Origin of the sequence: Aliihoeflea aestuarii (assembly GCF_024105665.1) — a bacterium.
GTDB classification, from domain to species: domain Bacteria; phylum Pseudomonadota; class Alphaproteobacteria; order Rhizobiales; family Rhizobiaceae; genus Aliihoeflea; species Aliihoeflea aestuarii.
The window spans coordinates 324,027-346,497 of sequence record NZ_JAAAMK010000002.1 but is presented as its reverse complement, the minus strand read 5'-3'; the positions used below and the strand labels follow the sequence as shown (position 1 = coordinate 346,497).

Annotated in this window: 23 protein-coding genes and 1 pseudogene; 10 read left to right on the top strand and 14 right to left on the bottom strand. The window is 60.9% G+C overall.

From position 1 onward, the window contains the following. The first annotated feature begins 7 nt into the window (after positions 1-7). A complete protein-coding gene (sseA, locus tag GTW25_RS06065; protein ID WP_252911425.1) occupies positions 8-856 on the top strand; it encodes a 3-mercaptopyruvate sulfurtransferase in 849 nt (282 codons plus the stop codon). Beyond that, on the top strand, positions 814-1,368 hold the full coding sequence (locus GTW25_RS06060) for a GNAT family N-acetyltransferase (RefSeq protein WP_252911061.1): 555 nt from the start codon (positions 814-816) through the stop codon (positions 1,366-1,368). The genes sseA and GTW25_RS06060 overlap by 43 nt, the downstream gene beginning before the upstream one ends. Here GTW25_RS06060 and GTW25_RS06055 read toward each other — a convergent pair whose 3' ends face one another. Then, entirely contained in the window at positions 1,369-1,983 is a 615-nt protein-coding gene (locus GTW25_RS06055) for an inorganic diphosphatase (RefSeq protein WP_252911060.1), read from the bottom strand. Between the two features lie 147 nt (positions 1,984-2,130). On the opposite strand from GTW25_RS06055, the pseudogene GTW25_RS06050 reads away from it, so the two are divergent. Next, positions 2,131-2,617, top strand: a pseudogene (locus GTW25_RS06050) (DUF1203 domain-containing protein). A 93-nt stretch (positions 2,618-2,710) separates the two neighbouring features. Then, on the top strand, positions 2,711-3,268 hold the full coding sequence (locus GTW25_RS06045; RefSeq protein WP_252911059.1) for an OmpA family protein: 558 nt from the start codon (positions 2,711-2,713) through the stop codon (positions 3,266-3,268). A 55-nt stretch (positions 3,269-3,323) separates the two neighbouring features. Here the strand turns inward: GTW25_RS06045 and ald are convergent, their stop codons facing one another. Further along, entirely contained in the window at positions 3,324-4,439 is a 1,116-nt protein-coding gene (gene ald / locus GTW25_RS06040; RefSeq protein ID WP_252911058.1) for an alanine dehydrogenase, read from the bottom strand. 138 nt (positions 4,440-4,577) lie between these two features. On the opposite strand from ald, the gene GTW25_RS06035 reads away from it, so the two are divergent. Together GTW25_RS06035 and GTW25_RS06030 are read left to right on the top strand one after the other, a co-directional pair. Next, positions 4,578-5,051: an Lrp/AsnC family transcriptional regulator gene (locus tag GTW25_RS06035; RefSeq protein WP_252911057.1), complete on the top strand. Its 474-nt coding sequence runs from the start codon at positions 4,578-4,580 to the stop codon at positions 5,049-5,051. Between the two features lie 123 nt (positions 5,052-5,174). Then, the gene (locus GTW25_RS06030; protein WP_252911056.1) at positions 5,175-7,151 is read left to right on the top strand and encodes a bifunctional 2',3'-cyclic-nucleotide 2'-phosphodiesterase/3'-nucleotidase; all 1,977 of its coding nucleotides are present in this window, start codon (positions 5,175-5,177) and stop codon (positions 7,149-7,151) included. An 87-nt stretch (positions 7,152-7,238) separates the two neighbouring features. Here GTW25_RS06030 and GTW25_RS06025 read toward each other — a convergent pair whose 3' ends face one another. Beyond that, positions 7,239-7,865: a hypothetical protein gene (locus tag GTW25_RS06025; protein ID WP_252911055.1), complete on the bottom strand. Its 627-nt coding sequence runs from the start codon at positions 7,863-7,865 to the stop codon at positions 7,239-7,241. Positions 7,866-8,465: 600 nt separating this feature from the next. Between GTW25_RS06025 and GTW25_RS06020 the strand changes: the two genes are divergently transcribed. Continuing rightward, positions 8,466-9,209, top strand: a complete 744-nt coding sequence (locus GTW25_RS06020) for a sulfite exporter TauE/SafE family protein (RefSeq protein WP_252911054.1) — start codon at positions 8,466-8,468, stop codon at positions 9,207-9,209. Here GTW25_RS06020 and GTW25_RS06015 read toward each other — a convergent pair whose 3' ends face one another. From GTW25_RS06015 to GTW25_RS05990, 6 genes are all read right to left on the bottom strand, one after another. Continuing rightward, positions 9,210-10,457 (bottom strand): SAM-dependent methyltransferase, encoded by a 1,248-nt coding sequence (locus GTW25_RS06015; protein ID WP_252911053.1) that lies wholly within the window; start codon positions 10,455-10,457, stop codon positions 9,210-9,212. Next, complete coding sequence (locus tag GTW25_RS06010; RefSeq protein ID WP_252911052.1) at positions 10,454-11,332, bottom strand: DUF1365 domain-containing protein; 879 nt, start codon at positions 11,330-11,332, stop codon at positions 10,454-10,456. The genes GTW25_RS06015 and GTW25_RS06010 overlap by 4 nt, the downstream gene beginning before the upstream one ends. A 9-nt stretch (positions 11,333-11,341) precedes the next feature. Beyond that, positions 11,342-12,682 carry an NAD(P)/FAD-dependent oxidoreductase gene (locus tag GTW25_RS06005; RefSeq protein WP_252911051.1) on the bottom strand — a complete coding sequence of 447 codons (1,341 nt, stop codon included), beginning with the start codon at positions 12,680-12,682 and terminating at the stop codon, positions 11,342-11,344. Then, positions 12,679-14,142, bottom strand: a complete 1,464-nt coding sequence (locus GTW25_RS06000) for a cryptochrome/photolyase family protein (RefSeq protein ID WP_252911050.1) — start codon at positions 14,140-14,142, stop codon at positions 12,679-12,681. The genes GTW25_RS06005 and GTW25_RS06000 overlap by 4 nt, the downstream gene beginning before the upstream one ends. Before the next feature lie 92 nt (positions 14,143-14,234). Further along, entirely contained in the window at positions 14,235-14,981 is a 747-nt protein-coding gene (locus GTW25_RS05995; RefSeq protein WP_252911049.1) for a class I SAM-dependent methyltransferase, read from the bottom strand. Continuing rightward, positions 14,981-15,982 carry a glutaminase gene (locus tag GTW25_RS05990; RefSeq protein ID WP_372493062.1) on the bottom strand — a complete coding sequence of 334 codons (1,002 nt, stop codon included), beginning with the start codon at positions 15,980-15,982 and terminating at the stop codon, positions 14,981-14,983. The genes GTW25_RS05995 and GTW25_RS05990 overlap by 1 nt, the downstream gene beginning before the upstream one ends. Before the next feature lie 498 nt (positions 15,983-16,480). Between GTW25_RS05990 and GTW25_RS05985 the strand changes: the two genes are divergently transcribed. The 3 genes from GTW25_RS05985 (at position 16,481) to GTW25_RS05975 (ending at position 17,536) form a co-directional block, all read left to right on the top strand. After that, on the top strand, positions 16,481-16,687 hold the full coding sequence (locus GTW25_RS05985; protein WP_252911048.1) for a helix-turn-helix domain-containing protein: 207 nt from the start codon (positions 16,481-16,483) through the stop codon (positions 16,685-16,687). A gap of 72 nt (positions 16,688-16,759) precedes the next feature. Next, positions 16,760-17,233 (top strand): hypothetical protein, encoded by a 474-nt coding sequence (locus tag GTW25_RS05980; RefSeq protein ID WP_252911047.1) that lies wholly within the window; start codon positions 16,760-16,762, stop codon positions 17,231-17,233. A gap of 24 nt (positions 17,234-17,257) precedes the next feature. Next, a complete protein-coding gene (locus tag GTW25_RS05975; RefSeq protein WP_252911046.1) occupies positions 17,258-17,536 on the top strand; it encodes a hypothetical protein in 279 nt (92 codons plus the stop codon). Here the strand turns inward: GTW25_RS05975 and GTW25_RS05970 are convergent. From GTW25_RS05970 to GTW25_RS05955, 5 genes are read right to left on the bottom strand one after another with little or no spacing between them, the layout of a single operon-like run. After that, positions 17,533-18,354 (bottom strand): hypothetical protein, encoded by an 822-nt coding sequence (locus GTW25_RS05970; RefSeq protein WP_252911045.1) that lies wholly within the window; start codon positions 18,352-18,354, stop codon positions 17,533-17,535. The two genes, GTW25_RS05975 and GTW25_RS05970, sit on opposite strands and share 4 nt — an antisense overlap. Then, complete coding sequence (locus tag GTW25_RS20745) at positions 18,351-18,758, bottom strand: phage tail assembly chaperone (protein WP_443592393.1); 408 nt, start codon at positions 18,756-18,758, stop codon at positions 18,351-18,353. The genes GTW25_RS05970 and GTW25_RS20745 overlap by 4 nt, the downstream gene beginning before the upstream one ends. After that, positions 18,691-20,712 carry a hypothetical protein gene (locus GTW25_RS05965; RefSeq protein WP_252911044.1) on the bottom strand — a complete coding sequence of 674 codons (2,022 nt, stop codon included), beginning with the start codon at positions 20,710-20,712 and terminating at the stop codon, positions 18,691-18,693. The genes GTW25_RS20745 and GTW25_RS05965 overlap by 68 nt, the downstream gene beginning before the upstream one ends. Next, positions 20,705-20,977, bottom strand: coding sequence for a hypothetical protein (locus tag GTW25_RS05960; protein ID WP_252911043.1), 273 nt, complete (start codon positions 20,975-20,977; stop codon positions 20,705-20,707). Before GTW25_RS05960 ends, GTW25_RS05965 begins: the two co-directional genes overlap by 8 nt. Continuing rightward, positions 20,974-22,434, bottom strand: coding sequence for a terminase large subunit (locus GTW25_RS05955; RefSeq protein WP_252911042.1), 1,461 nt, complete (start codon positions 22,432-22,434; stop codon positions 20,974-20,976). Before GTW25_RS05955 ends, GTW25_RS05960 begins: the two co-directional genes overlap by 4 nt. Positions 22,435-22,471 lie beyond the last annotated feature (37 nt).

Sequence of the window (22,471 nt, the reverse complement as noted above, 5' to 3'; positions counted from 1 at the left end):
AGGCGAAATCATGGAAACCAGCCCGTTCGTCGTCGATTTCGACTGGCTCGAAAGCCGGATCGGAAAACCGGGTGTGTCGATCGTCGATGCGTCATGGTACCTGCCGGCGCAAAATCGCGATGCGAAAGCGGAGCACGATGCCGCACATGTTCCCGGCGCAGTGTTTTTCGATCAGGATCTGGTCGTGGAGCCGGGTGCCGACCTGCCGCATACGCTGCCGTCGGAGGAAGTCTTCGGGAAGTTTGCAAGCTCGATGGGCATTTCGACCAACGACACCATCGTCGTCTATGACGGGCCGGGCATGTTTTCCGCGCCGCGTGTGTGGTGGATGTTCCGCATCATGGGGGCGCGGGAGGTCTATGTCCTCGATGGCGGCTTCGACCGCTGGAAGGCTGCCGGCCGGCCGGTGACGAACGAACCGACGAAGATCGCGCCGTCCTTCTTCAGGGCCAGGCTCGATGATGCGCGCGTTGCCCGGCTCGGCGACATGCGCGAGATCGTCGCGTCCGGATCGAGCCAGATTGCAGATGCGCGGCCGGCGGGGCGCTTCACCGGTGTCGATCCCGAGCCGCGTGCGGGCATGCGTTCGGGGCATATGCCGGGCGCGGCGAATGTACCAGCAACCCGTCTTTCGAAAGACGGTAAACTGCTTTCGGTCAATGAGTTGCAGGAGGTTTTTGAAAAACAGTGTGTCGATCTGGAAAAGCCTGTCGTGACGAGTTGCGGGTCGGGTGTGACGGCGGCCGTCATCACGCTGGCGCTCGAATCGGTCGGGCACCGCGACAACAAACTCTATGACGGCTCCTGGACCGAATGGGGCAGGCGCGACGACACACCGGTCGAGACCGGCTCGTGACCCTTCACGCGCGCATCACGCATCTGGAGATGCGCGAGCGGCCATCCGCGCGGATGGCGATGCCGCACGGACAGCGCGTTGCCCTGATGCGTGCGCGGCAGATGCCGCTTTCCTTCTATCGCTATCTTTACCGCGAAGTGGGCAAGCCGCATCACTGGCTGTTGCGCCGACAGACGAGCGACGGCGAACTGGCCGAGGCGATCCATGCGCCGACGACGCGGATCGACGTGCTCTATGTCGATGGATGCCCCGCCGGCTTTTACGAACTCGACCTTGCCCGTCTGCCGGGCGAGGCCGAGATCCTCTATTTCGGCCTGATGCCCGAGTTTCAGGGGCGGGGGCTGGCGAAGTTCTTCCTGTCGGAGGCTATCCACGCGGGGTGGGACAGCGAGCCTGAAAAACTCGTCATCCACACCAATACGCTCGACAGTCCGCGTGCTCTGCAACTCTACCAGCGCATGGGGTTCGCGCCCTATGGCTATGACGAGGAAATCGTCGAGCCCTGGGTGTAGCTATTCCGTTGCTTGCGCGCGGTAGTTCGAGATCGCCTCGCTGATCGCTGCACCGGCTGCTTCGGCACTGTCGTATCCGCCGAGTTCGATCACTTTCGAGCCTTCCGGCAGGTCTTTGTAAACCCGGAAGAACGCTTCGAGCCTGTTGCGTTCCATTTCCGGCAGATCTTCCATCTCGCGGATCGCGTCATAGGTCGGGTCGACATCCGACACCGGCACGGCGACGATCTTGTCGTCTTGCTCGCCGCCGTCGATCATCTTCATGATGCCGATGGCGCGCACGCGGATCATCGCGCCCGGCACGACCGGCACGCGGGTGATGACCAGCGCGTCGAGCGGATCGCCATCGCCGCCGAGCGAACTGGGGATCGAGCCGTAATTCGTGGGATAGGCGACCGGCATCGACATGTATCGGTCGACTATGAGGTGTCCCGTATCGGCGTCCACCTCGTATTTCGTGATTTCGCCGGCCGGAATCTCGATCAACGTGTTGAACTCGCCATCCTCCTCCGGCTGCGGGTAGGCGAAGGGTGCGACGTATTCCTGCGCCTGCGCGCCGGCGAGCATGAATATCGTGGCAAGAGCAAGGGTCGTTAACGTGGTCCGGGCGTGCATTCGGTCTTCTCCTTATCGGCTGTTTCCGCACTTGTTAGCCGAGTGGCGTAACGGTCCCGTGACAGTGGGCGAGGACTCTTGTTTTCGGGTGGCTGCACGAAGTCGTTGTCCTGACAATGGCGTCGTTCAACGCTCGAGGAGACCTTGATGCCCAGCATTCGATACGTTGCATTGCGCACCGATGAAGTCAGGTTCCTGCAAAGCGGGGGAACTGACGTCTATGGGCGATTGCCGGAAGTGAAAACATCGTCAGGCGACGGTGTTCCATGTCGGCACCTGCCTGCAGGACGTGGCCGACGGCGAAGACTATATAGTCCTCGCCTACCGCCCATTTCTCGACCTGCAGCCTTATGCCGAGACCGGTCCGATCTTTTTGCATTGCCGTCCATGTGAACGAGCCATCGAAGGCGACGACACACCACCCATCCTGAAAACGTCGCCCGACTACATTCTTCGCGGTTATGGAGGAGACAACAGGATCGTCTACGGGACCGGTCAGGTCACGCCGTCCAGCGAAATTGCGCATTATGCGCAATTGATGCTCAAGCGTCGGGACGTTGCCTATATCCACGTCCGCTCGGCCAGAAACAATTGCTATCAGGTGCGGATCGAGCGGGCGGATAGAAGGCGTTAAGAAAGCTGAACATTTGCCAACACCGCATTCAGCCATGCTTCAGGGACGGTTTGACAATCTCCTTCCCGATGATTTCGAGAAGGAGACGACCATATGAACCGCCGTTTTTTCCTGGCCAGCTTTGCCGCAGCGATAGCCGTGCCCTCATTTGCCGCCGCACAGGACCGCAGCGGACCGTCGTCCGGGCAGATCATGCGCCAACTCGATGCGGCGCCGCGGCGTCGGGTTCGTCCTGAGGATCGTGTCACGATCCAGGAATTCCGCCGCCGGCCGGAGCTTCGGCGGCAAGCGCCGTCCATCGACATTCAGGCAATCAACTTCGAGTTCGGATCGGCAACGATTCCGCGTTCGGAATTTCGCAAAGTGCGTGAGATCGCCAGTGCGTTCGAGCAACTCGGCCGTCGTCGTCGCGGCGCGCGCTTTTTGATAGAGGGCCATACGGACGCTGTCGGCTCGCGCGAATCCAACCAGATATTGTCGGAACGCCGGGCCGATTCCCTTCGGCGTGTCCTTGTCAACGAATTCGGCGTGTCCGGCCGGATGCTGGAGACGGTAGGTTACGGTGAGGATTACCTGTTGATCAATACGCCTTACGAGGACTGGCGAAACCGCCGCGTCACTATCCGGCGCATCGACGAATTCGTGCGTTGAACCAAGAAAGAGCCGCCAATTCAGCAACCGGCGGCTCTTTGTTTTCCGAATGGCTTCAGGCGGCGAGGGCCTTTTGCACCTCGACCATCTCGTAGCCGAGCGCTTCGGCGACGGGTGCGTTGGTGATGCGGCCCTTATGGATGTTGAGGCCGTTGCGCAGGTGCCTGTCGTCGAGAATGGCGTTCAGACCGCGATCGGCAAGCTGCAAGCCATAGTGCAGCGTCGCGTTGTTAAGCGCGTGGGCGGAGGTGACGGGAACTGCGCCGGGCATGTTGGCCACGCAATAATGGATGATGCCGTCGACCTCGTAGGTCGGCTCCGCATGTGTGGTGGCGTGGGACGTTTCGAAACAGCCGCCCTGATCGATCGCGACATCGACCAGAACCGCGCCCTTCTTCATGCCCGAGAGCATCTCACGCGTGACCAGTTTGGGCGCGGCGGCGCCCGGAATGAGGACGGCTCCGACGACGATATCGCCTGAGAAGCATTCCTCTTCCAGCGCCTCGACGGTGGAATAGCGGGTGTGGACGCGGCCGTTGAAGATGTCGTCGAGCTGGCGAAGGCGCGGGATCGAGCGGTCGAGAATGGTGACGTCCGCGCCGAGGCCGACGGCCATTTTCGCCGCATGAAGGCCGACGACGCCGCCTCCAATGACCGTGACCTTGCCCGGAAGCACGCCGGGCACGCCGCCGAGCAGCACGCCACGTCCGCCATTTGCCTTTTGCAGAGCGGTCGCACCGGCCTGAATCGACAGACGACCGGCGACTTCCGACATGGGGGCGAGAAGCGGCAAGCCGCCGCGATCATCGGTGACGGTTTCATAGGCAATGGCGGTGACGCCGGATTCGATCAGCCCCTTCGTCTGCTCCGGATCGGGCGCAAGGTGAAGGTAGGTGTAGAGGATCTGGTCCTCGCGAAGCTGCATCCATTCGGACGGTTGCGGCTCCTTGACCTTCACGACCATGTCCGACTTGGCGAATACTTCGCCCGCGGTCTTTGCGATCGTCGCGCCTGCCGCGCGATAGGCGTTGTCGTCCGCACCGATCCCCGCGCCCGCGCCGGTTTCGACGAGAACGTCGTGGCCGTGCGCGACATATTCGCGGACCGAACCGGGGGTGAGCCCGACGCGGTACTCGTGATTCTTGATTTCCTTCGGACAGCCGACGCGCATCTACATTCTCCCAAATGTTCCGTTTTCCCGATCATATCCGAAGGCATGTCGAAGGGGTTTGCGAAACCAGGCATGACATTAAGGTGTTTCAGTGTAAAATTGCGCAAAATAGACAATTTATGATGGAATTCACGGAAAATGAAGCTGGACAGGACGGATGTCGCCATTCTTGAGGCTCTTCAGGCGGAAGGGCGACTCCCGAATGCGGCGCTTGCCGAGCGGATCGGGCTATCCCAATCTGCGTGCTCGCGGCGGCTCGACATTCTGGAGAGGGAGGGCGTCATACGCGGCTATCATGCGCGACTTTCGAATTCCGCGCTCGGGCACAAGATGACGGCGATCGTCCATATCTCGTTGTCGGGCCAGTTCGAGAAGACGCTGACCGATTTCGAGGCGGCCGTGAAGCGCTGCCCGAATATCCTGTCCTGTCATCTGATGTCGGGCGAGTACGACTATGTGTTGCGGATCGCAGCCAAGGATCTCGCCGATTACGAGCGCATCCATCGCGATTGGCTGACGGCTATGCCGCATGTGACGAAGATCAATTCGTCCTTCGCGCTTCGGGAAGTGATCGATCGCACGCATATGGGCATCGATCCGGATCTCGCCTGACGCAGCGTCGCGTCCTTCGTCGTTCACGCGTCATGAAAAGTTGCTGGACTGCCGGTCGATCGGAGTCGAAACTGTGCCCGTCGCATCAAGACGACCGAAGAATCCCTTCAGATGGAGAACTCGATGACCGCGAAATCCCTCGCCGTTTCCCGCCGCGCATTTCTCGCCGGCACCGCCGCCACGGGCGCTGCCATCATGCTGCACCCCTATTCGGCGCGCGCACAGGCGAACCAGGCGCATCTGCGCATCATGGAAACGACCGATCTCCACGTCCACGTCTTTCCTTATGACTATTACGCCGACCGCGAGAACGACACGATGGGCGTGGCGCGCACGGCCACGATCGTCGACGAAATCCGCGCGGAGGCGACGAACGCGATCCTGGTCGACAATGGCGATTTCCTGCAGGGAAACCCGATGGGCGACTACTACGCCTATGAGCGGGGGATGAACGAGGGTGACGTCCATCCGATCATCAAGGCGATGAACACGCTCGAATTCGACTGTTCGACGCTGGGCAACCACGAATTCAATTACGGCCTCGAATTCATGGACAAGGTGCTGGCGGGCGCGAACTTCCCGTTCGTGTGCGCCAACGTCGCCAACGGGACGCTTGCGGAAAATCCGCTCGACGACGATCTCCTGATGGAGCCCTTCGTCATCCTCGACCGGACCATCACGGACGGCGCCGGCGAGGAGCATCCGATCCGCATCGGCCTGATCGGCTTCGTGCCGCCGCAGATCATGAACTGGGACGTGCGCCATCTTGAAGGCAAGGTCGAGGCACGCGACATTGTCAGGGCGGCTGAAGCCTGGGTGCCGAAGGTGCGCGAGGAGGGGGCTGATATCGTCATCGTCCTGTCCCATTCAGGCGTCGGCCCGACCGAGTACCGTGATAACCTCGAAAATGCGGCCTATCTCGTCGCGGGCATCGAGGGCGTCGACGCGATCGTTACGGGGCACAGTCACCTCGTATTCCCCGGCTCGGATTTCGACGATGTCGACGGCGTCGACAATGAGGCCGGCACCATCAACGGCAAGCCCGCCGTCATGGCTGGGTTCTGGGGATCGCATCTCGGGCTGATCGACCTTTTGCTGGAGCGCGACGGCGATAGCTGGAGCGTGGTTTCGCACACGAGCGAGGCACGGCCGATCTATGAGCGCGTCGAGCGTCAGGTCAATCCGCTGGTGGAAAGCAAGGCGGAGGTCGAGGACGCCGTTCGCGAGGATCACGACGCGACGATCGAATACGTCAATACGCCGGTCGGTCAGAGCGAAGCGCCGCTTCATTCCTATTTCGCGCTCGTGGCCGACGATCCATCTGTGCAGATCGTAAGCCAGGCTCAGGTTTGGTACATCACCGACATGCTCGCGAACTCTGAATATGCCGATCTGCCGGTGCTTTCGGCGGCGGCGCCGTTCAAGGCCGGCGGGCGCGGGGGGCCGGACTACTACACGGACGTTCCGGCCGGCGATGTCGCCATCCGCAACGTTGCCGACCTTTATCTCTATCCCAACACCGTACAGGCCGTGGTCGTCACCGGCGCGCAGGTAAAGGAATGGCTGGAAATGTCCGCCGGCATGTTCAATCAGGTCGAGCCCGGCGCCAGCGACGCGGTGCTCATCAACCCGGATTTCCCCTCCTATAATTTCGATGTGATCGATGGAGTGACCTATCGCATCGATCTGTCGCAACCGGCGAAATACGACAGTGACGGCGCTGCGGTGAATGCCGATTCGAGCCGCATCGTCGATCTCGAATTCGACGGTCAGCCGATCGATCCGGAAGCGCGTTTCGTCGTCGCGACCAACAATTACCGCGCCAGCGGCGGTGGAAACTTTCCCGAAATCGGCCCCGACAAGGTGGTCTACGAAGCGCCGGACACCAACCGCGATGTCATCGTGCGCTACATTGTGGAGGAAGGCACGATCAACCCGGCCGCCGACGGCAATTGGGCATTCGCACCGATGGAGGGAACGACGGTCCTTTTCGATACAGGACCGAAGGCGCGCGATTTCATCGCAGAAGTCGAAGGCGTGTCGATCGAAGAGGCAGGCGAGGGTGACAATGGGTTCGCTCGCTACCGGATCACGCTTTAATCGTAGTCGGATCCTTATCCGTGATCAGATAAAGGAAGCCCGCCGTCTTGCGACGGCGGGCTTTTGAGTTGCAAGGAGATCCGCAGATCACGGATCGCCGGCACCGCCGGGGCCAGCATCGCCGCCGGAGCTACCACCGCCACCCCCGCCGAGGCCTATGCCCTGGCCGCCAATGCTGACGCCAAGTCCATCGGATCCCAGGCTGACGCCAAGTCCGTCCGCGCCGCCAAGGCCAACGCCGATACCGCCACTGTTGTTGCTCCCGGCACCGGTTCCGCCACCGCCGATGTCGGCGCTGATGCCGCCCGTGTTGCCGCTGGCAGCGCCGCTGCCCAGGCCGACACTAACGCCGCCCGAGTTACCGGACGCGGCGCCCGATCCAACGCCGGCGCTGATGCCGCCGGTATTGCCGGCTGCCGCGTCAGAGCCGACACCGGCGCTGACACCGCCGGTATTGCCCGATGCCGCGCCGGAGCCGACACCGGCGCTGATGCCGCTGGTGTTGCCCGATCCGGCACCGGAACCGACGCCGGCATTGATGCCACCGGAATTGTTGGAACCGGCACCTGGACCGGCACCCACGTTAACGCCGCCGGTATTGCCCACGGCACCGCCGCCGACGCCGACATTGATGCCGCCGGGAGTTCCGGCACCGGGTGTACCTGGCGTTCCAGGAGTTCCGGGGGTGCCGGGCGTGCCGGGAACTCCGGGCACGCCAGGAACACCGGGAGTTCCGGGGTTGGCAGACGCCCGGCCCGGAGCGCCGGGAGCGTTTTCAGGAAGGCATCCGTTTTCCGCGATGGCCTGTATCTGGGCTGCCGACAATGAACGGGCAGGCAGATCACACAGATTAGCGTGGGCCGGTGAAGGCACCGTCAAGCTCGTACCAAGCACAATGGCTGAAGCAGCGCCGAGATGTTTCAAGTGCGAAACTTTCATAGCTTTCTCCTCAAGGTTGCACATTACGCAACGGCAGCTTTCCCAAAATAGTTGCAATTTTGAATTTTGGATTGTTCGGCGGTTAAATATAAGTTAATCGCAAATCTAGAAATATCATAATTTATAGTTAACTGATTTCTGATCGATAATATCAATCTTGCGATGTCTTGAATCCAAATAATTCCGTCTATCGTTCGTTTAGTTTTTCAAGATTTTTCTGCACAAATCCGTGAACAGACTGTTGAAAATCATGCAGGCGTTTTGGAATGAAGCTTAATCCAGACGTTGCGAAGAAACCGGGCGACTGGCGTGTTGCCTTGCCTTTGGTCATCCGCGCGTTCATCGTCGTTGGAGACGGGATCGGAGGAATTGGGAATGCCGGACATGGAGGTGTCACTGGCGGTGGCCGCCACATTCCTTCTGGCCGGCTTCGTCAAAGGCGTCGTCGGGCTTGGCCTGCCGACCGTCAGTCTCGCGCTTTTGACTGCGGTGCTCGGGCTCCCGCAGGCCATGGCGCTGCTTTTGGTGCCCTCCTTCGCCACCAATCTGTGGCAGGCGCTTGCAGGCAGCAGCGCTTGGGACATCCTGCGCCGGCATGGCCCGTTCTTCATGCTTGCAACGGTGACGGTCTGGCTCGGTGCGATGGCGCTGACGCGGCTCGATACCAATTTTCTGAGCGGACTTCTCGGGGTCCTGCTGGTGACCTACGCAGCGGTCAATCTCGGCGGCCTGAAGCTCGCCATTCCGGCCGCGCACCGCTCATGGCTCGGACCGGCCTTCGGCGCGGCCAATGGCGTTCTGACCGGCATGACGGGTTCCTTCGTGGTGCCTGGCGTCATGTATCTCCAGGCTATCGGGCTTTCGCGCAACGAACTCGTTCAGGCGATGGGCATTTTGTTCACGCTGTCGACGCTCGCGCTGGCGCTGGCGCTGGGCAGCAACGGATTGCTCGACGCCGATCTCGGACTGCTTTCGATGGCCGCGCTGGTGCCGGCGATCGCGGGCATGGTGATCGGGCAAAAGGTGAGGGGGCGAATGTCGGAGGCGCGTTTCAAGACCGCGCTGTTTTCGGCATTGCTGGTGATGGGGCTTTACCTGATGCCCAATCTGGCCGGATGATCACTTGCGGTAGATGACCTGTCGGACATCGATGTATTCGGCGCGGAACCCGGCTTCGCAATAGTGGAGATAGAACTCCCACAGGCGCTTGAACCGGTCGTCGAATCCGAGCGGTACGATGCGATGCCAGGAGGCATGGAAGCGGTCGCGCCATTCGGCAAGCGTGCGCGCGTAATCCTGCGGGAAAATGCGCTCGGCGGCGAGCCTCAGCCCGTGATCCTTGCCGAGCGTGCGCAGGATCGACGGCGAGGGGAGCATGCCGCCGGGAAAGACGTAGCGCTGGATGAAATCCGGTCGCGCCCGATAACTTGGGAAGATATCGTCCTTGATGGTGATGATCTGCATTCCCGCCGCACCGTGGGGCTTCAGGCAGTCGCGCATCTTGGAGAAGAAGACCGGCCAGTATTTTTCGCCCACGGCTTCGAACATCTCGATCGATGCTATGCGGTCATAGGTGCCCGTCTCGTCGCGATAATCCTGAAAGCGGATGTCGACCTTATCGGCAAGTCCGGCCTTTTGCATGCGCGCGCGGGCAAAGTCGTGCTGTTCCTGGCTGATCGTCAGGCCCGTCACCTTGCAGCCTATCTCACGCGCGGCGAACTCGGCGAAACCGCCCCAGCCGCAGCCGATCTCCAGAACATGGTCGTTCGGGCCGATGCCGGTGTCACGGGCCAGCGCCCGGTACTTTTCAGCCTGCGCACCGGCAAGGTCGTTCGCGCCGGTTTCGTAGAGCGCTGCCGAATAGGTCATCGAAGGGTCGAGCCATTCGCGATAGAACGCATTGCCGAGGTCGTAATGAGCCGCGATGTTCCGTTTGGAGCCGGTGCGCGAATTCTGGTGGAACCAGTGGCGAAGGCGTTGGAAAAGCGTCAGCATCCAGTTGGCGCCGCCGGCGACGACCTCGCCGGCTTCCTCGTTGATGACGAAAAGTTCGAGAAAGGCCGTGACGTCGGGACTGTCCCAATCTCCATCCATATAGGATTCGGCGACGCCGATCGTGGCACCTGAAAATGCGCGGGAAACGAGATTCCAGTTCTTCAGGCGAAGATGCGCATCAGGTCCGGGGCCGTTGCCACCTACCTTGAAGACCGAACCGTCCGGAACCTCGACCGTCAGCGAACCATGCGGCAACGCCATGCCCACCTTGAGCGCCAGACGTGCCCTGGCGGGCAAGGCGCGCGTGGCAGCCGCAAAGTTCGCCGCGTCTAGAATGACGGCAGTTCGGCGCACGGGCGTTGTCGTGGTCATGTCCTCACCCCCCAAGTCCGTTCGCCCTCATTTGCAGCCGTCAGAACTGTAGCCTCGTCCCTGAAACTGACCGGCTTGCCGGGCGGCGGGCTTTTATGGAAGCGCGCGCCCTTCCACCAGAGCTTCAGCGCTTCGTAATGTATCCCGGCGATCACTTTCCATGTCATCAGCGGAATGCGCAAGAGGATGCGCGCCAGCGAGCGGGTCGTCAGGTCATTGCGCTCTCCTGCAAAGGTCGCCGACAGGAGCGGCTGGTCGCCCTCTGTCTCGTGAATGCGAAGCCGTACGATCTCGCCCGGCGGCAAAAGCCGAAACCGATAGCGCGCGCCCATGTCGATGAAGGGCGAGACATGGAATATCTTGGTTCGCGTCTGGCGCAGGCCGGCCGATGTCAGTTCGCCGGGCTCCACGCGCGCGACATAGGTGTGTTGCTCGCCGAATGTGTTGCGCACCGCATAAATGACGGCGTTCAACGCATCCGTATCGTCATACGCGAAATAGACGGAAATCGGGTTGAAGACGTAGCCGAGGATGCGCGGATAGGCGAGCAAAAGGACGCGGCTTGGCCGCTCGGGCAGGCCGGCGTCGAGAAAAAGCCGGTCCGCCCTGGCGCGCAGGCTTTCGCCTTTGCGATCTGTGTGGTCTTTCTGATGGAAGGAAACAAGGGCGGCCCGGTCGATCCCGAAAAGCACCGAGCGACGATCCGCCTCCTCCAGCCGGTCGAGGTCGACCAGCAGCGAAAAGACCCGGTAGACGAAACGGTGCGTGAAGGGTTTCAGACGCGCATGCATCACCTCGCCGACATAGAGCGAAACCGCTGCATCCGGTGCGCTTCCGTTTTCGGCTATGGTCGTGATGCGCTCCTTGCGGATCATCGTTCTTGCCTATTCGGCCGCCATCGGCAGTTCGTCCGCGGCAACCCTGAAGCGAGTCCATGGAATCGTCGCGCCGAGAGCCGTAGCCGCGTCGAGACCGGACCGCAGGCCGTCCTCGTGGAAGCCGTTGCCGGTCCAGGCGCCGGCGAACCATGTATGACGCACGCCCTGGATCTCATCGAGACGCGCCTGCGCGGTGAGCGCGCGGGCGTCGAATTGCGGGTGTGCGTAGGACCATTCGCCAAAGACGGTTTGGGGCGCGGGGTCCGTCGCTGGATTGAGCGAGACGAAGAGGGGCTTGCCCGCATCGATGCCTTGCAGCCGGTTCATCCAGTAGGTGACGGACACGTCCCGTTCCTCCTCGTCGCCGCTAGCGCGCAAATAGTTCCAGGCTGACCATGCAATCCGGCGCTTCGGCATCAGGCGTACGTCGCGGTGAAGCACGACGCGGTTCGGCCGATATGAAATGTCGCCGAGCACGGTGCGTTCGACGGGCGAGGCATCGTCGAGCATCGCGAGCGCCTGATCGGAATGGGCAGCGATCACGACGGCGTCGAAGCGTTCGGGCGCTGCATCCTTCGCCCATATGATGACCCCGAGCGCATCGCGGACGATGGTTTCGACCGGACTGCCAAGCCGCATCCGGTCGCCGAGCGGCGCGATCAGCTTTTCCAGATAGGTTTTCGCGCCACCCGTCACGGTCCGCCATTTCGGCCGCTCGTGATGAATCAGGCGGTGGTTCTGGAAGAAATTGACGAAGGACGACGCCGGATAATCCAGCATCCTGATGCGCGGCGTGGACCAGATCGCAGCCGCCATCGGGATCAAATAATTGTCCCGGAAACCCGGCGAGAAGCGGCGCGCAACGAGATAGTCGCCGATCGTCATGCCGGCCAGCCGGCCGGTGTCGCGATCGCTGACGCATTGCTTGTTGAAGCGAAGGATTTCGCCGAGCATCTTCAGGAAGCGCGGCGAGAAGAGGTTTCGCCGCTGGGCGAAGATCGAGGAATAGCTCTGGCCACTCCATTCCAGCCGACCGCCGTCCAGCGACAGCGAAAAGCCCATATCGCTTTCGTGGGTCGCGACGCCGAGATGGGAAAAGAGCGCGGTCAGATCGTGGTAATTGTGCTCGTTATAGACGATGAAGCCCGTGTCGACCGAGATCGGCGTTCCGTCATAGTCGATGTCGACCGTCGCGGTATGTCCGCCGGCACGTTCGCCGGCCTCGAACAGCGTTACGTCGGACGTCTCTCGCAGTGCCCAGGCGGCGGACGCGCCCGATATCCCGGAGCCGATGACGGCAATCTTCTTGCGGCCGTCCGCGGTGCGGCTGATCGGAACGATGTTCATGAATGCCCCTTCATGTCCTTATAGGCTTGCAGCGCCTGGTCGCGCGCGCTCGAATGCTCGACGACAGGTACGGGATATGTCTCGCCGAGTTTCACGCCGGCTTTCGAAAGTGCTTCCGGGGACCCCTTCCAGGGCTCATGAGTCTCCTTCGCGGCTAGCCGGTCAAGTTCGGGTACGAATTTATGGACATAAGTCGCGTCTGGATCGAACTTCACGCCCTGCAAAATTGGATTGAACACCCGGAAATAGGGTGCGGCATCGGCACCGGAGCCGGCGACCCACTGCCAGTTGGCGGTGTTGCTGGCCGGATCGGCGTCGACCAGCGTGTCCCAGAACCATTCCTCGCCGAGCCGCCAGTCCTGAAGCAGATGCTTGACGAGGAAGGAGGCCGCGACCATGCGCACCCGGTTATGCACCCAGCCGGTCTGCCAGAGCTCGCGCATGCCGGCATCGATCAACGGATAGCCCGTCTGGCCCTGTTGCCATGCATGACGCGTCTTCGTTCCGCCCTTCCACGGAAAGTCGTCGAAGTCGCGATTGAAGTTCGTGCGGCCAAGGTCGGGATTGTGGAAGAGGAGATGGTAGGAGAATTCCCGCCACGCGACCTCCTTGCGAAATTTTTCGACGTCGCTTGCCGGCGCCCCTACCTTGCGGGTTTCGAGCGCGTGCCAGATCTGGAACGGTGTGATCTCGCCATGCGCCAGATGCGGCGACAGGCGCGATGTGGAGGGCAGGTCGGGCCGGTCGCGATTTTCGCCGTAGCCGTCGATCGGGCTTGAGAGAAACGCGTTCAGCGCAGCATGGGCGGCGTCCTCGCCCGGTGTCCAGGTTTCGCGCAGTCCGCCTGCCCAGTCGGGCCGCGTCGGCAATAGCTTCCAATCGGCGAGTTCGTCAGACTGTATGCGCTTCGCGAATGCGCGCAGCTTTTGCGGGCGGGATACGGGCGCGCGCGGCTCGCTTGCTGCAACAAGCGCACGCCAGAAGGGCGAATAGACCTTGTAGAAACCACCCGATCCGGTCCTGATCTGCCAGGGTTCATGCAGGAGATGGCCCTCGAAGCTTGCCGTCGCTATGTCCTGCTCATCAAGGCGCTTTTTCATGTCCTTGTCGGCGGCTATCGCAGGCGGGTCGTAGCGCCGGTTCCAGAACACCATGTCCGCGCCTGTTTCCTCAACCAGATCGAGCACGACATCGACCATCGGACCGGCGCGCAGAATAAGCTTCCCACCGGCGTTTCCGATCGATTTCGTCAGTGCATCGAGCGAATGATGCAGCCACCAGCGCCGGGCACCGCCGAGCTTGCGAATGCCCTCGCTCATCTCGTCGAAAACGAAGACAAGCACGAGCGGCTTGCCTGTATCGGCAGCCTCGCGAAGCGCGCGATTGTCGGCGAGCCGCAGATCGTGGCGAAAGAGCACGATTGCGGGCAGGTCGGGGTTGCGATCGTTGGAAGAGGCCATGGGAACTTCGGTTTGCGGTCTTGGCGCGGTTTTGGAGAAATGTACGTCGGCGCGAGAAGATCGGATCGGTCAGATATGCAGGTTTCGCACGTTCAGGCCGGTTCCGCCGCGACGACGTAGTCGAACCCGAGACGAAGACCCTCATTCTTGGCTTCCAGACGCAAAGCCTGCCTGCGCAACTCCTCGACATGGTCGGCAAGGGCGGTCCGCAAATCGTCCGGCACCAGATGCAGGCGGTTGATGCACATGTCGAGTTGCGCGTTGACGAAGCGCGCGCGGTAGCGGATCGGAAACTTGCGGATATCGATCGTCTTGAAACCAGCGCGTTCCAGATGCCGCGTGACCCAGGTCAGCGGAAATTCGCGGTAGGTCTTTTGACCGGACAGAAGCAGGAACGTATCGCGAAGACGCCCGATGCGAAAGACGATCTCGCCTTCCGCGCTTGCGGGCTTGTCGAGCACGTAGGGTTCCAAGCCGACCAGATAGAGCCGCCCCGCGCATGCCAGACGCAGCCGCTCGATCATCTCGTCCTGGAAATAGGGCGCGAAGCCGTCCATCGCCCCGATCAGATAGTCGGCGAGGACGACGTCGAATGTCTCGTTTCGCAGAAAATCCGGGTCGGCCCAGTTGCCGGTCACGATCCGCTCATTCGCGGGCGATGGGCCGAGCGCCTCTTCGATGCGCCGCACCATCAGTTCCGCGCCCGTAACGGCCGTCAAGCTGTCCGCCTTCCGGCCGCGCAGCCAGCGCAGGGAATTGATGCCGGTGCCGGCATCAAGCACGCTTCCCCAGTTTCTCTTGCCATGCAGCGCGGCGATGTGATCGAAAATGGCCGACATCAGACGCGCCGCACCGCGCCGAAGATGGACCAGTCCATGCGTTGCGACAGGCGTTCGAGCGCCAGCGTGCCGAGCAGAGAGTTGCCGTTGTCGTCGAGGCCGGGGGACCAGACCGCCACGGTCGCCGTGTTCGGCACGACGGCCAGAATGCCGCCGCCCACGCCGCTCTTGGCCGGCAATCCGACGCGATAGGCGAAATCTCCCGATCCGTCATATTGCCCGCAAGTCAGCATCACCGCATTGATGCGCCGGGCGCGCTCGGCGTCTGCCTTCGAGACCTTATCATCGATGTCCTCGCGGTCGAGCATCAGGAAACGCCCGGCCGCAGCCAACTGCCTGCATGAGAGCGCGACCGCGCATTGGCGCACATAGACGTGCATCACGTCGTCGACCTCATGGTTCAGATTGCCGAAGGATTTGGCCAGATTGGCGAGCGCCTTATTGGTGAAGCCCGAAATGTGTTCGGATTTCACGACATCCTCATCGATGCCGATGGCATGATCGCCGATCATGTCGCCGATGAAGTCGCGCACAGTATCCGGCAGGTCATCCCGCTCTCGATCCTCGAGCAGCATATCGACGACGACGAGCGCCCCCGGATTGATGAAAGGATTGCGCGGAAAGCCCTTGTGGCGCTCCAGATCGATGATCGAATTATAGGGATCGCCCGACGGCTCCTTGCCGACGCGCTTCCAGACTTTTTCCCCTTTGGCCTTGAGCGCGATCGCAAGCGCGAACACCTTGGAAATGCTCTGGATCGAAAATTGCGTATCGGCATCGCCGCCCGCGATCGTTTGCCCATCACGGGTTAGAACCGCGATGCCGAACTGCTTCGTGTCGATTTTGGCGAGTTCGGGAATGTAATCCGCCGCCTTGCCCCATTCCGTTGCTTTGCGTATCTCTACCGCGATGCCTTCCACGACCTTCTTCAAGCGTTCGTGGTCGATGTCCGTCTTGCCGTTTGCCGCCATGAAATTCCCTGTCTCTTTCGGACCCAACATAGGGTCCTCGCTTGCCGCAGCAAGCGGTTGTACGCCTGTGGGACAAGGAACTTCAGGGGTAGGCAGGCAAGATTCGCGGTGGTCATGTCAACGTGCTGTCTGCTCGTGCTGCGCTGGCAAGAATCCGCTGCCGACAGGTTGACGCGACGATCAAGGGAGCGGTAAAGCCGAAAGTGAAACCGGCTTGCTGCAATTGTACAAAAGTTCGCGTATCGGGCAACGGATCGACGAAGCCGATCGATAACGGAGGGATGGCCGAGCGGTTTAAGGCACCGGTCTTGAAATTCGCTTAGATTAGTGCCGCCTCGTCCTTAACCGTGCTTCAAAGCCCCGGAATTGCGCGGTTTGAGAGAGGGCGAGTCCGTTCCCATCCTGTTCTATTTCGGCCTGTGCTACCGAGTTCGGTAGCAAATTGGTAGCAGCCTGTTCCGTCTCCGTTCTGAAATCCTGACGGCCGATAACCAGACTTATCGGCCCCTAGCTTCCGACGAGGCGCATATGAGCGACGAAGACCTGCCAAACGTTTTCACGCCGAAGACACTGGCTGAGCGATGGCACTGCTCCGAAAGGCACATTCGGAACATGCTTGAGCGAGGCGATCTAGATTTCTTCCGCTTGGGTGGGAAGCTCGTCCGTATTCGTACGGAAGACGTTGTTCGCTATGAGAATGCTTCAATCAACGCAAAGCCGTCCCGCGATCTGTGATTTGAGATCGTCGGCATCTTGAACTCGCCTTCCGGTTGCGCCATCGTGAGAAAGGGACACCGGGGGAATATCATGAAGTTTGCAATTGTAGCCGCTCTTGCGGTTGCCCTTTCGGGCTGTGTGCAATCCGTCAATATCACTACGCCGTTCAATCCTGCTGAGCATGCGTATGCCGTTCAAGCAGGCAGGGCGACGGTTGCTGGCCAAGCCTTCATGCGTCGGAATGATGGCATCGTTGTGTATGCCGCCGGCAGTCCGGTTCTGCTCCTGCCGTACACGTCTTACACGCGCGAGATTTTTGCGGCAGCGGGCAACACGTACGGCAACGTTCAGTTCGAAAACGGCGATCAACGACTTCGCGACTATTCCAAGATGACACAGGCGAACGGCGAAGGACGCTTCACTTTCTCCGGCATTCCAGATGGCCAATACTACCTTATCACGAGAGTGACTTGGATGGCTGGTGACTGGCAGCAGGGCGGCGACCTAACCCAGGTAGTCACTGTTTCAAACGGTCAAAGCGTTGATGTCATATTGACGCGGTAGGCGACATTTGCGGCTTGGTGCAGAATGAGTGATGAATTTAGAATTCGGACAATGGCAGGGATGTCGTTGGATGAGCTTCTTGAACGTTTCGGCGGCGTTCAAGCCGGCAAGCCCGTGGCAGTCTGGTATACTGCGGAGTTGCAGCGCAGAGCTGCGCTAGCAGATATTACTGCGGCGCAAGCCTCAGAGCGCGCGGCAGTCGCGGCGGAAAAGGCAGCATATTGGACAAAAGTCTCTGCCATTGCCGTTTCCGTGACCGTCATCGTCACTGCCATAGGGATCTTGGCAACAATGAACTCCTAAGCCGCCATTGCAAACACGTAGTCGAAGACGGGCGGTGAGAGGCGCTTGATCCGTCCGCTTTGAACGCGGTGGGCCTGGGTCTTGCACGTTGGGGAACAGAACATTGCCGGCTGTTTCGACGTGAATGGCGTCCAGCAGAAAGCGCAATTGCTTTTGAAAGACGGTGCTCTCTCTCGCTTGTGATCCGCGTAGCAGTCCGACGAACAGAACTTGGCTTGCCCGTTCTCGCCACGCTGCCGGAAGCTCTTGCCACATTGCTGACATTCGCGAACCGGCTTTCGAGAAATACGGACTAGCTGTACCGCGCGACGATATAGGGCGCTGTCTCGCGACGTTTGCCAGAAGGTCCGCTTCTCCATCGCAATACGTGCGCATTCTGCCGAGCAAAATCGATCACGGTATGAAAGCGCCTCTTCATCCAGTGGCCCGCCACATACCTTGCAGTTTTCATGTGGCTCCACATAGTCTGGCTGCCCCTGTTCCCAGGTCGGCCGTTTGGCTCCCAGCAATCGAAGCGCTTCCGAAACGATTTCCCGCGCCTGCTGATCTGAACGGCTCCAGCCGTAGCCATCGAGACAAAGGCCGCTGCGCAAGCCAGCAATCATCGTCCCTTCCTCTTCGAACGGCGACATCCGCCAATCGCGCATCGCATCCATAGTTTGCTGGATGACGTGCTTCTTCTTCTCCCCTCGGAAGATGGGCGCGGGCCTCATGACATTCGCCAGCGTGATAGGCTTCGACGTTCCGTATCGATACTCGCTGTAACCAGCGCGCCAGCCCTTGCCGAAATCCGTCTTGTGCTTCCGTCGCTTGCTCATCCGAACACCGCATCGAACGCAGCCGGGTTGATGCCCTGCATTGAAGATGGCGACTGCGACCTAGCGTCTTTCGCCTGCGAACGGATCATGACATGTTCGATCCAGACCGCATCGAGCGCCCGGATCGTCGCGACATGATGCGGCTTCAAAGGCCAGCGGTTAACTTGTGCGTAGCTCTGGATTTCCGCGTAGCTGATCGGGTTGGGGCCTGCGGCGTGATAGGTGCGGGTTCCGCAGAGGTCAGCGAATATCTCCCACAGATCGCGACCGGCTTCGGGAATATTCGGACTACCGCGCCCTGAAGATGACGCCGCAGCGCGTTTGCAAGAAGCTTCATTACCGCCCCCTCGGATCGCGCAGGAAGGCGTCCATGTCGTCCTGCACCATGCCGCGCCGGTACTCACCGATGCCCTGACGGACCAATGTGCCGGCAGTCTCCTCCGACACGTCGCGGACGAAGGCTTGGAGATTGCCGTTCTTGTCGACGCTGACACCAACATCCACCTTCACGCGGGTTTCGCCACCACCTGCACTTGCACCGCCCTCTATATGGACGGGCACCTTTCTGTTGTTCGGTAGGGGTATGACGGCCTCCTGACCGTGGACGATGCCACGAGGCTCCCCACGTGCGCCCCCTGTGTTTGCGGTGCCCTCCGAAAAGCCAAAGATTTTCCCTATCCCGCCCAAGATGCTGCCACCGCCGGCAGCGCCGCCGAACAATCCCGCAAGCGGGCCTGTGCCGAGAAGCGCGGCCTGAGCCGCCGCAAGCGCTAACTGGATGACGAGGCGTTTGATCGCGTCCTCTGCCTTCTGGCTGTTGTCCAGCATGGCGAGAAGCGCTTCTTCGCCCATCTGGAACATGTTGCTCATGGCCTGCGTACGATTGCGCTGGGCCGCTTCAGATGCCTTGAGCGCTTCGGTCTCGTCGTGGATGGCCTGCACCAGCATTTCGATCTGCTGGCGCTGTTCGTCCGTTGCCGCCGCACCAGCCTGCCTGAGCGCGTTCGCCTCGGCCTTTTCCGCGTCGGACATGCCGATCAGGCTGAGTTCATGTGTCAGGCTATCGATAAGGTTCTGGACCGCTTCAGCCTCACGAAGCGCAGCAGATGCGGCGCTGTTGCGGGCACCACCACCAGAGCGGCCACCCGATCCGGGGATCTTCGTCTTTGGAGGATCATCGCCCGAAACGGTGATGGAAGGCAGGACGGTATCACCCGATCCGCCCGAAGTGATGGCACGCACCGCAGCATTGAGACGGGCGCGGGCTTCGGCAAGCTGCTGCTCGGCAGCGGCAGCATCTTCACCGATATGCAGTAGGTGTTCGACGTGCTGCGATAGATCGGAGACCCGCTTTTGCATCGCTGCCAGGTCGTCGGCAGCATCCATCGCACCGATATTGCCATAGTTCAGATCGATGGTGATCAGGCCGGCGTCGTCCATTTTTGTGAGCAGCCACCGGAAGAACGATGAGTTGCCGATGTCGTTCATCCATCGATAGATGGTCTCAAGGTGATCGCTCATGTTGTCGAGCGTGGAGATCACATTCATGATCGCGGACTTGGCGTTTACCTCGAAGTTGCGCCACGACGCCGCCCATCGGTCGTCCAGTTCTTCGGCCTTGCGGATCAGTTCCTCGTCGATCACACCGCCCGCGTTTGCCGCTGCCTCTGCCATGTCGTCGAAGCCGTCAGCACCGTTACGAAGCGCCAGAACGAAGGCTGCACCACCGCGCCCGAACGCTTCTGTGGCGAGCGTCATCCGCTCCTGCTCGGAACCGGCATTCTTGACGAGGTTGGCGTAGTCGCGAAGCAGCGCCTCATTCGAACGGATATTTCCGGCCTGGTCGCGCAAGGCGATGCCGTTGGCTTTGAATATCTCGGCAAGCCTGCCACCGCGCGTTGCAGCCTCACCGATCCGGCGATTGAACTGCTCCATGCCGGTCGTGAACTCGGATGCTTCGACACCCGCCTCTCCGAAGCCGAATTTGAGTTCCTGAAACACCTTGGCCGAAAGGCCGACGCGATCGATCTCCTTGCCCATCTCGGACAATTCCGAAACGATGCTGCGAACGGCGCGCTGTGCACCGGCAAGGCCACCAGCAAAGACACCGCCCGCAAAGCCTGCTGCGAAGGACCGGGCCAAAACGCCTATCTGCGTAGAGGTGGAGGCAAGCGCCTGATTGATCCTCGTTGTGGAGCGCAGCATGTCGCGTTCCATCTGCTGCGTGGCAGACCTGCTGTCGCGGCGCATACGGTTGAAGGATGTTCCCGCCTGTCCACTGGCGCGCTGCATGTTGCGCTCGAAGTCGCGAACGCGCGCTTCCAGCAGCACAACGAGGCGTTCCGCGCTCTCAGACATAAGCCCATTCCTCTATATCGCCGTTGAAACTGTCGTAGCTGGATTTGCCGCTATCTCCCGACTGGCAGCGCGAGACAGCCATCGCGGCAGCTACCGCGCCATCGATCGACAGCCATTGCCGGGACTTGGTGAACTTGGCGACGTGGCCCTGATCGTTGCGCTTCACGACGACGTTCGCGAAGCAGTGACGCAGGACCGGATTTGCGCCGTGCATGAACTCGCTGCCGAGAATTGCGCGCTCAAGTTCGTGGAAGGCAGGCATCATGAGCGACGGCACCTGCCGCATGTCCACGGCGGGCAGGCCCATTTCCATGCGCCGTGCATGAACTCGCTGCCGAGAATTGCGCGCTCAAGTTCGTGGAAGGCAGGCATCATGAGCGACGGCACCTGCCGCATGTCCACGGCGGGCAGGCCCATTTCCAGAAGCTTCGGCTGCACCTGGCGCGCCATGAACGGATCAAAGGCGACCTCGCGGACATCGAAGTCCTCGCAAAGCTCGATGATCTTGTTTTCAATGGCCTGGTAATCGATCACGGTACCCTCGGTGGCTGTGATCAGACCATTCTCCGCCCATTCGAGGTAGGAGCCACCGGATGCGTCCTCACGCGTCGAAATCGTATCTTCGGGGCAGAAGAACCACGGCTTGACGAAATAGCCGTCTGCGGTGCGCCAGCACGCCACGATGACGGACAGGTCCACGGTTGAGGACAAGTCAACGCCGATCCAGCACGGTTCGCTTTTGAGGTCTTCCGGATCGAAGTCCCTGCGGCCCACATCATAGATATCCATGTCAACGAATGGATCAGTCGCCGCATCCAGCCAGATATTCAGCTTTAGTTGCTTGAGGGACTGGCGCTCACCGACGCTGCGTTCGGCGCGTTTGGCATGGCGGCGGAAGCCATCGAGCGATGGATAGCCGTGCTTGAGGCCGGGATTGACGAGGTGCCAGACCTCTTCGTCCTTCCAGTCGGCATCGCGCGGCGCTTCGAACAGGATAGGCAAGATGGAAGGATCATCTACCTCGCCACGCGCAACCTTGCGGGCATCGTCGATAACCTCGTGCGCAAGATTGTCGTCACCGCGCCCCGCTGTTGTCGCAATGATCAGAAGCGGATTATCGGTCTTGTCGAGGCCGGTCGTCAGCGCTTCCCATAGCCAGCGGTTTGGCCAGATGTGGATTTCGTCAGCGAGGACGAATGACGGCGTGCGACCATGCTGCGGGCCAGCATCGCCGGAGATGACTTCCAGATAGGACGCCTCTTTCGGATAGGTGATCTTCTTCGCGCTGTTGTGGGCGTCGTAGACGCGGGTGGCAGCGACAAGGCGCTTGTCCTCCCGCACGATGCCGACCGCTTCCTTGAAGGCGATGCCTGCCTGCTTCCTGTCTGCCGCCGCGAATATGCACTCGCCAGCAGGTTCGCGCTCCGGCCCGATGACGTGCAGCATGGATAGGGCAGACGACAGAGAGGTCTTCCGGTTGCCGCGAGGCAGTAGCAACACCACCGTCTTTACGATGCGGGTGCCGTCGTCGTGGCGCGGCCCGTAGATGCGGCGGACGATGCGCTCCTGCCACGGATCAAGCTGGAAGCCCTTGCCGGGAAGGATGGACTTCGGATGCCGGAGCGCACGCAGGAACTTCACCGCGCGCTCGCCATAGCCGAACGGATCGGGAATGTCCGAGTCATCGTAGACCCACGCGGGGAATGTCGAAGGTGTGGTCATGATGGCCATACCTTCAAGGTGCGTGTGTCATACACAT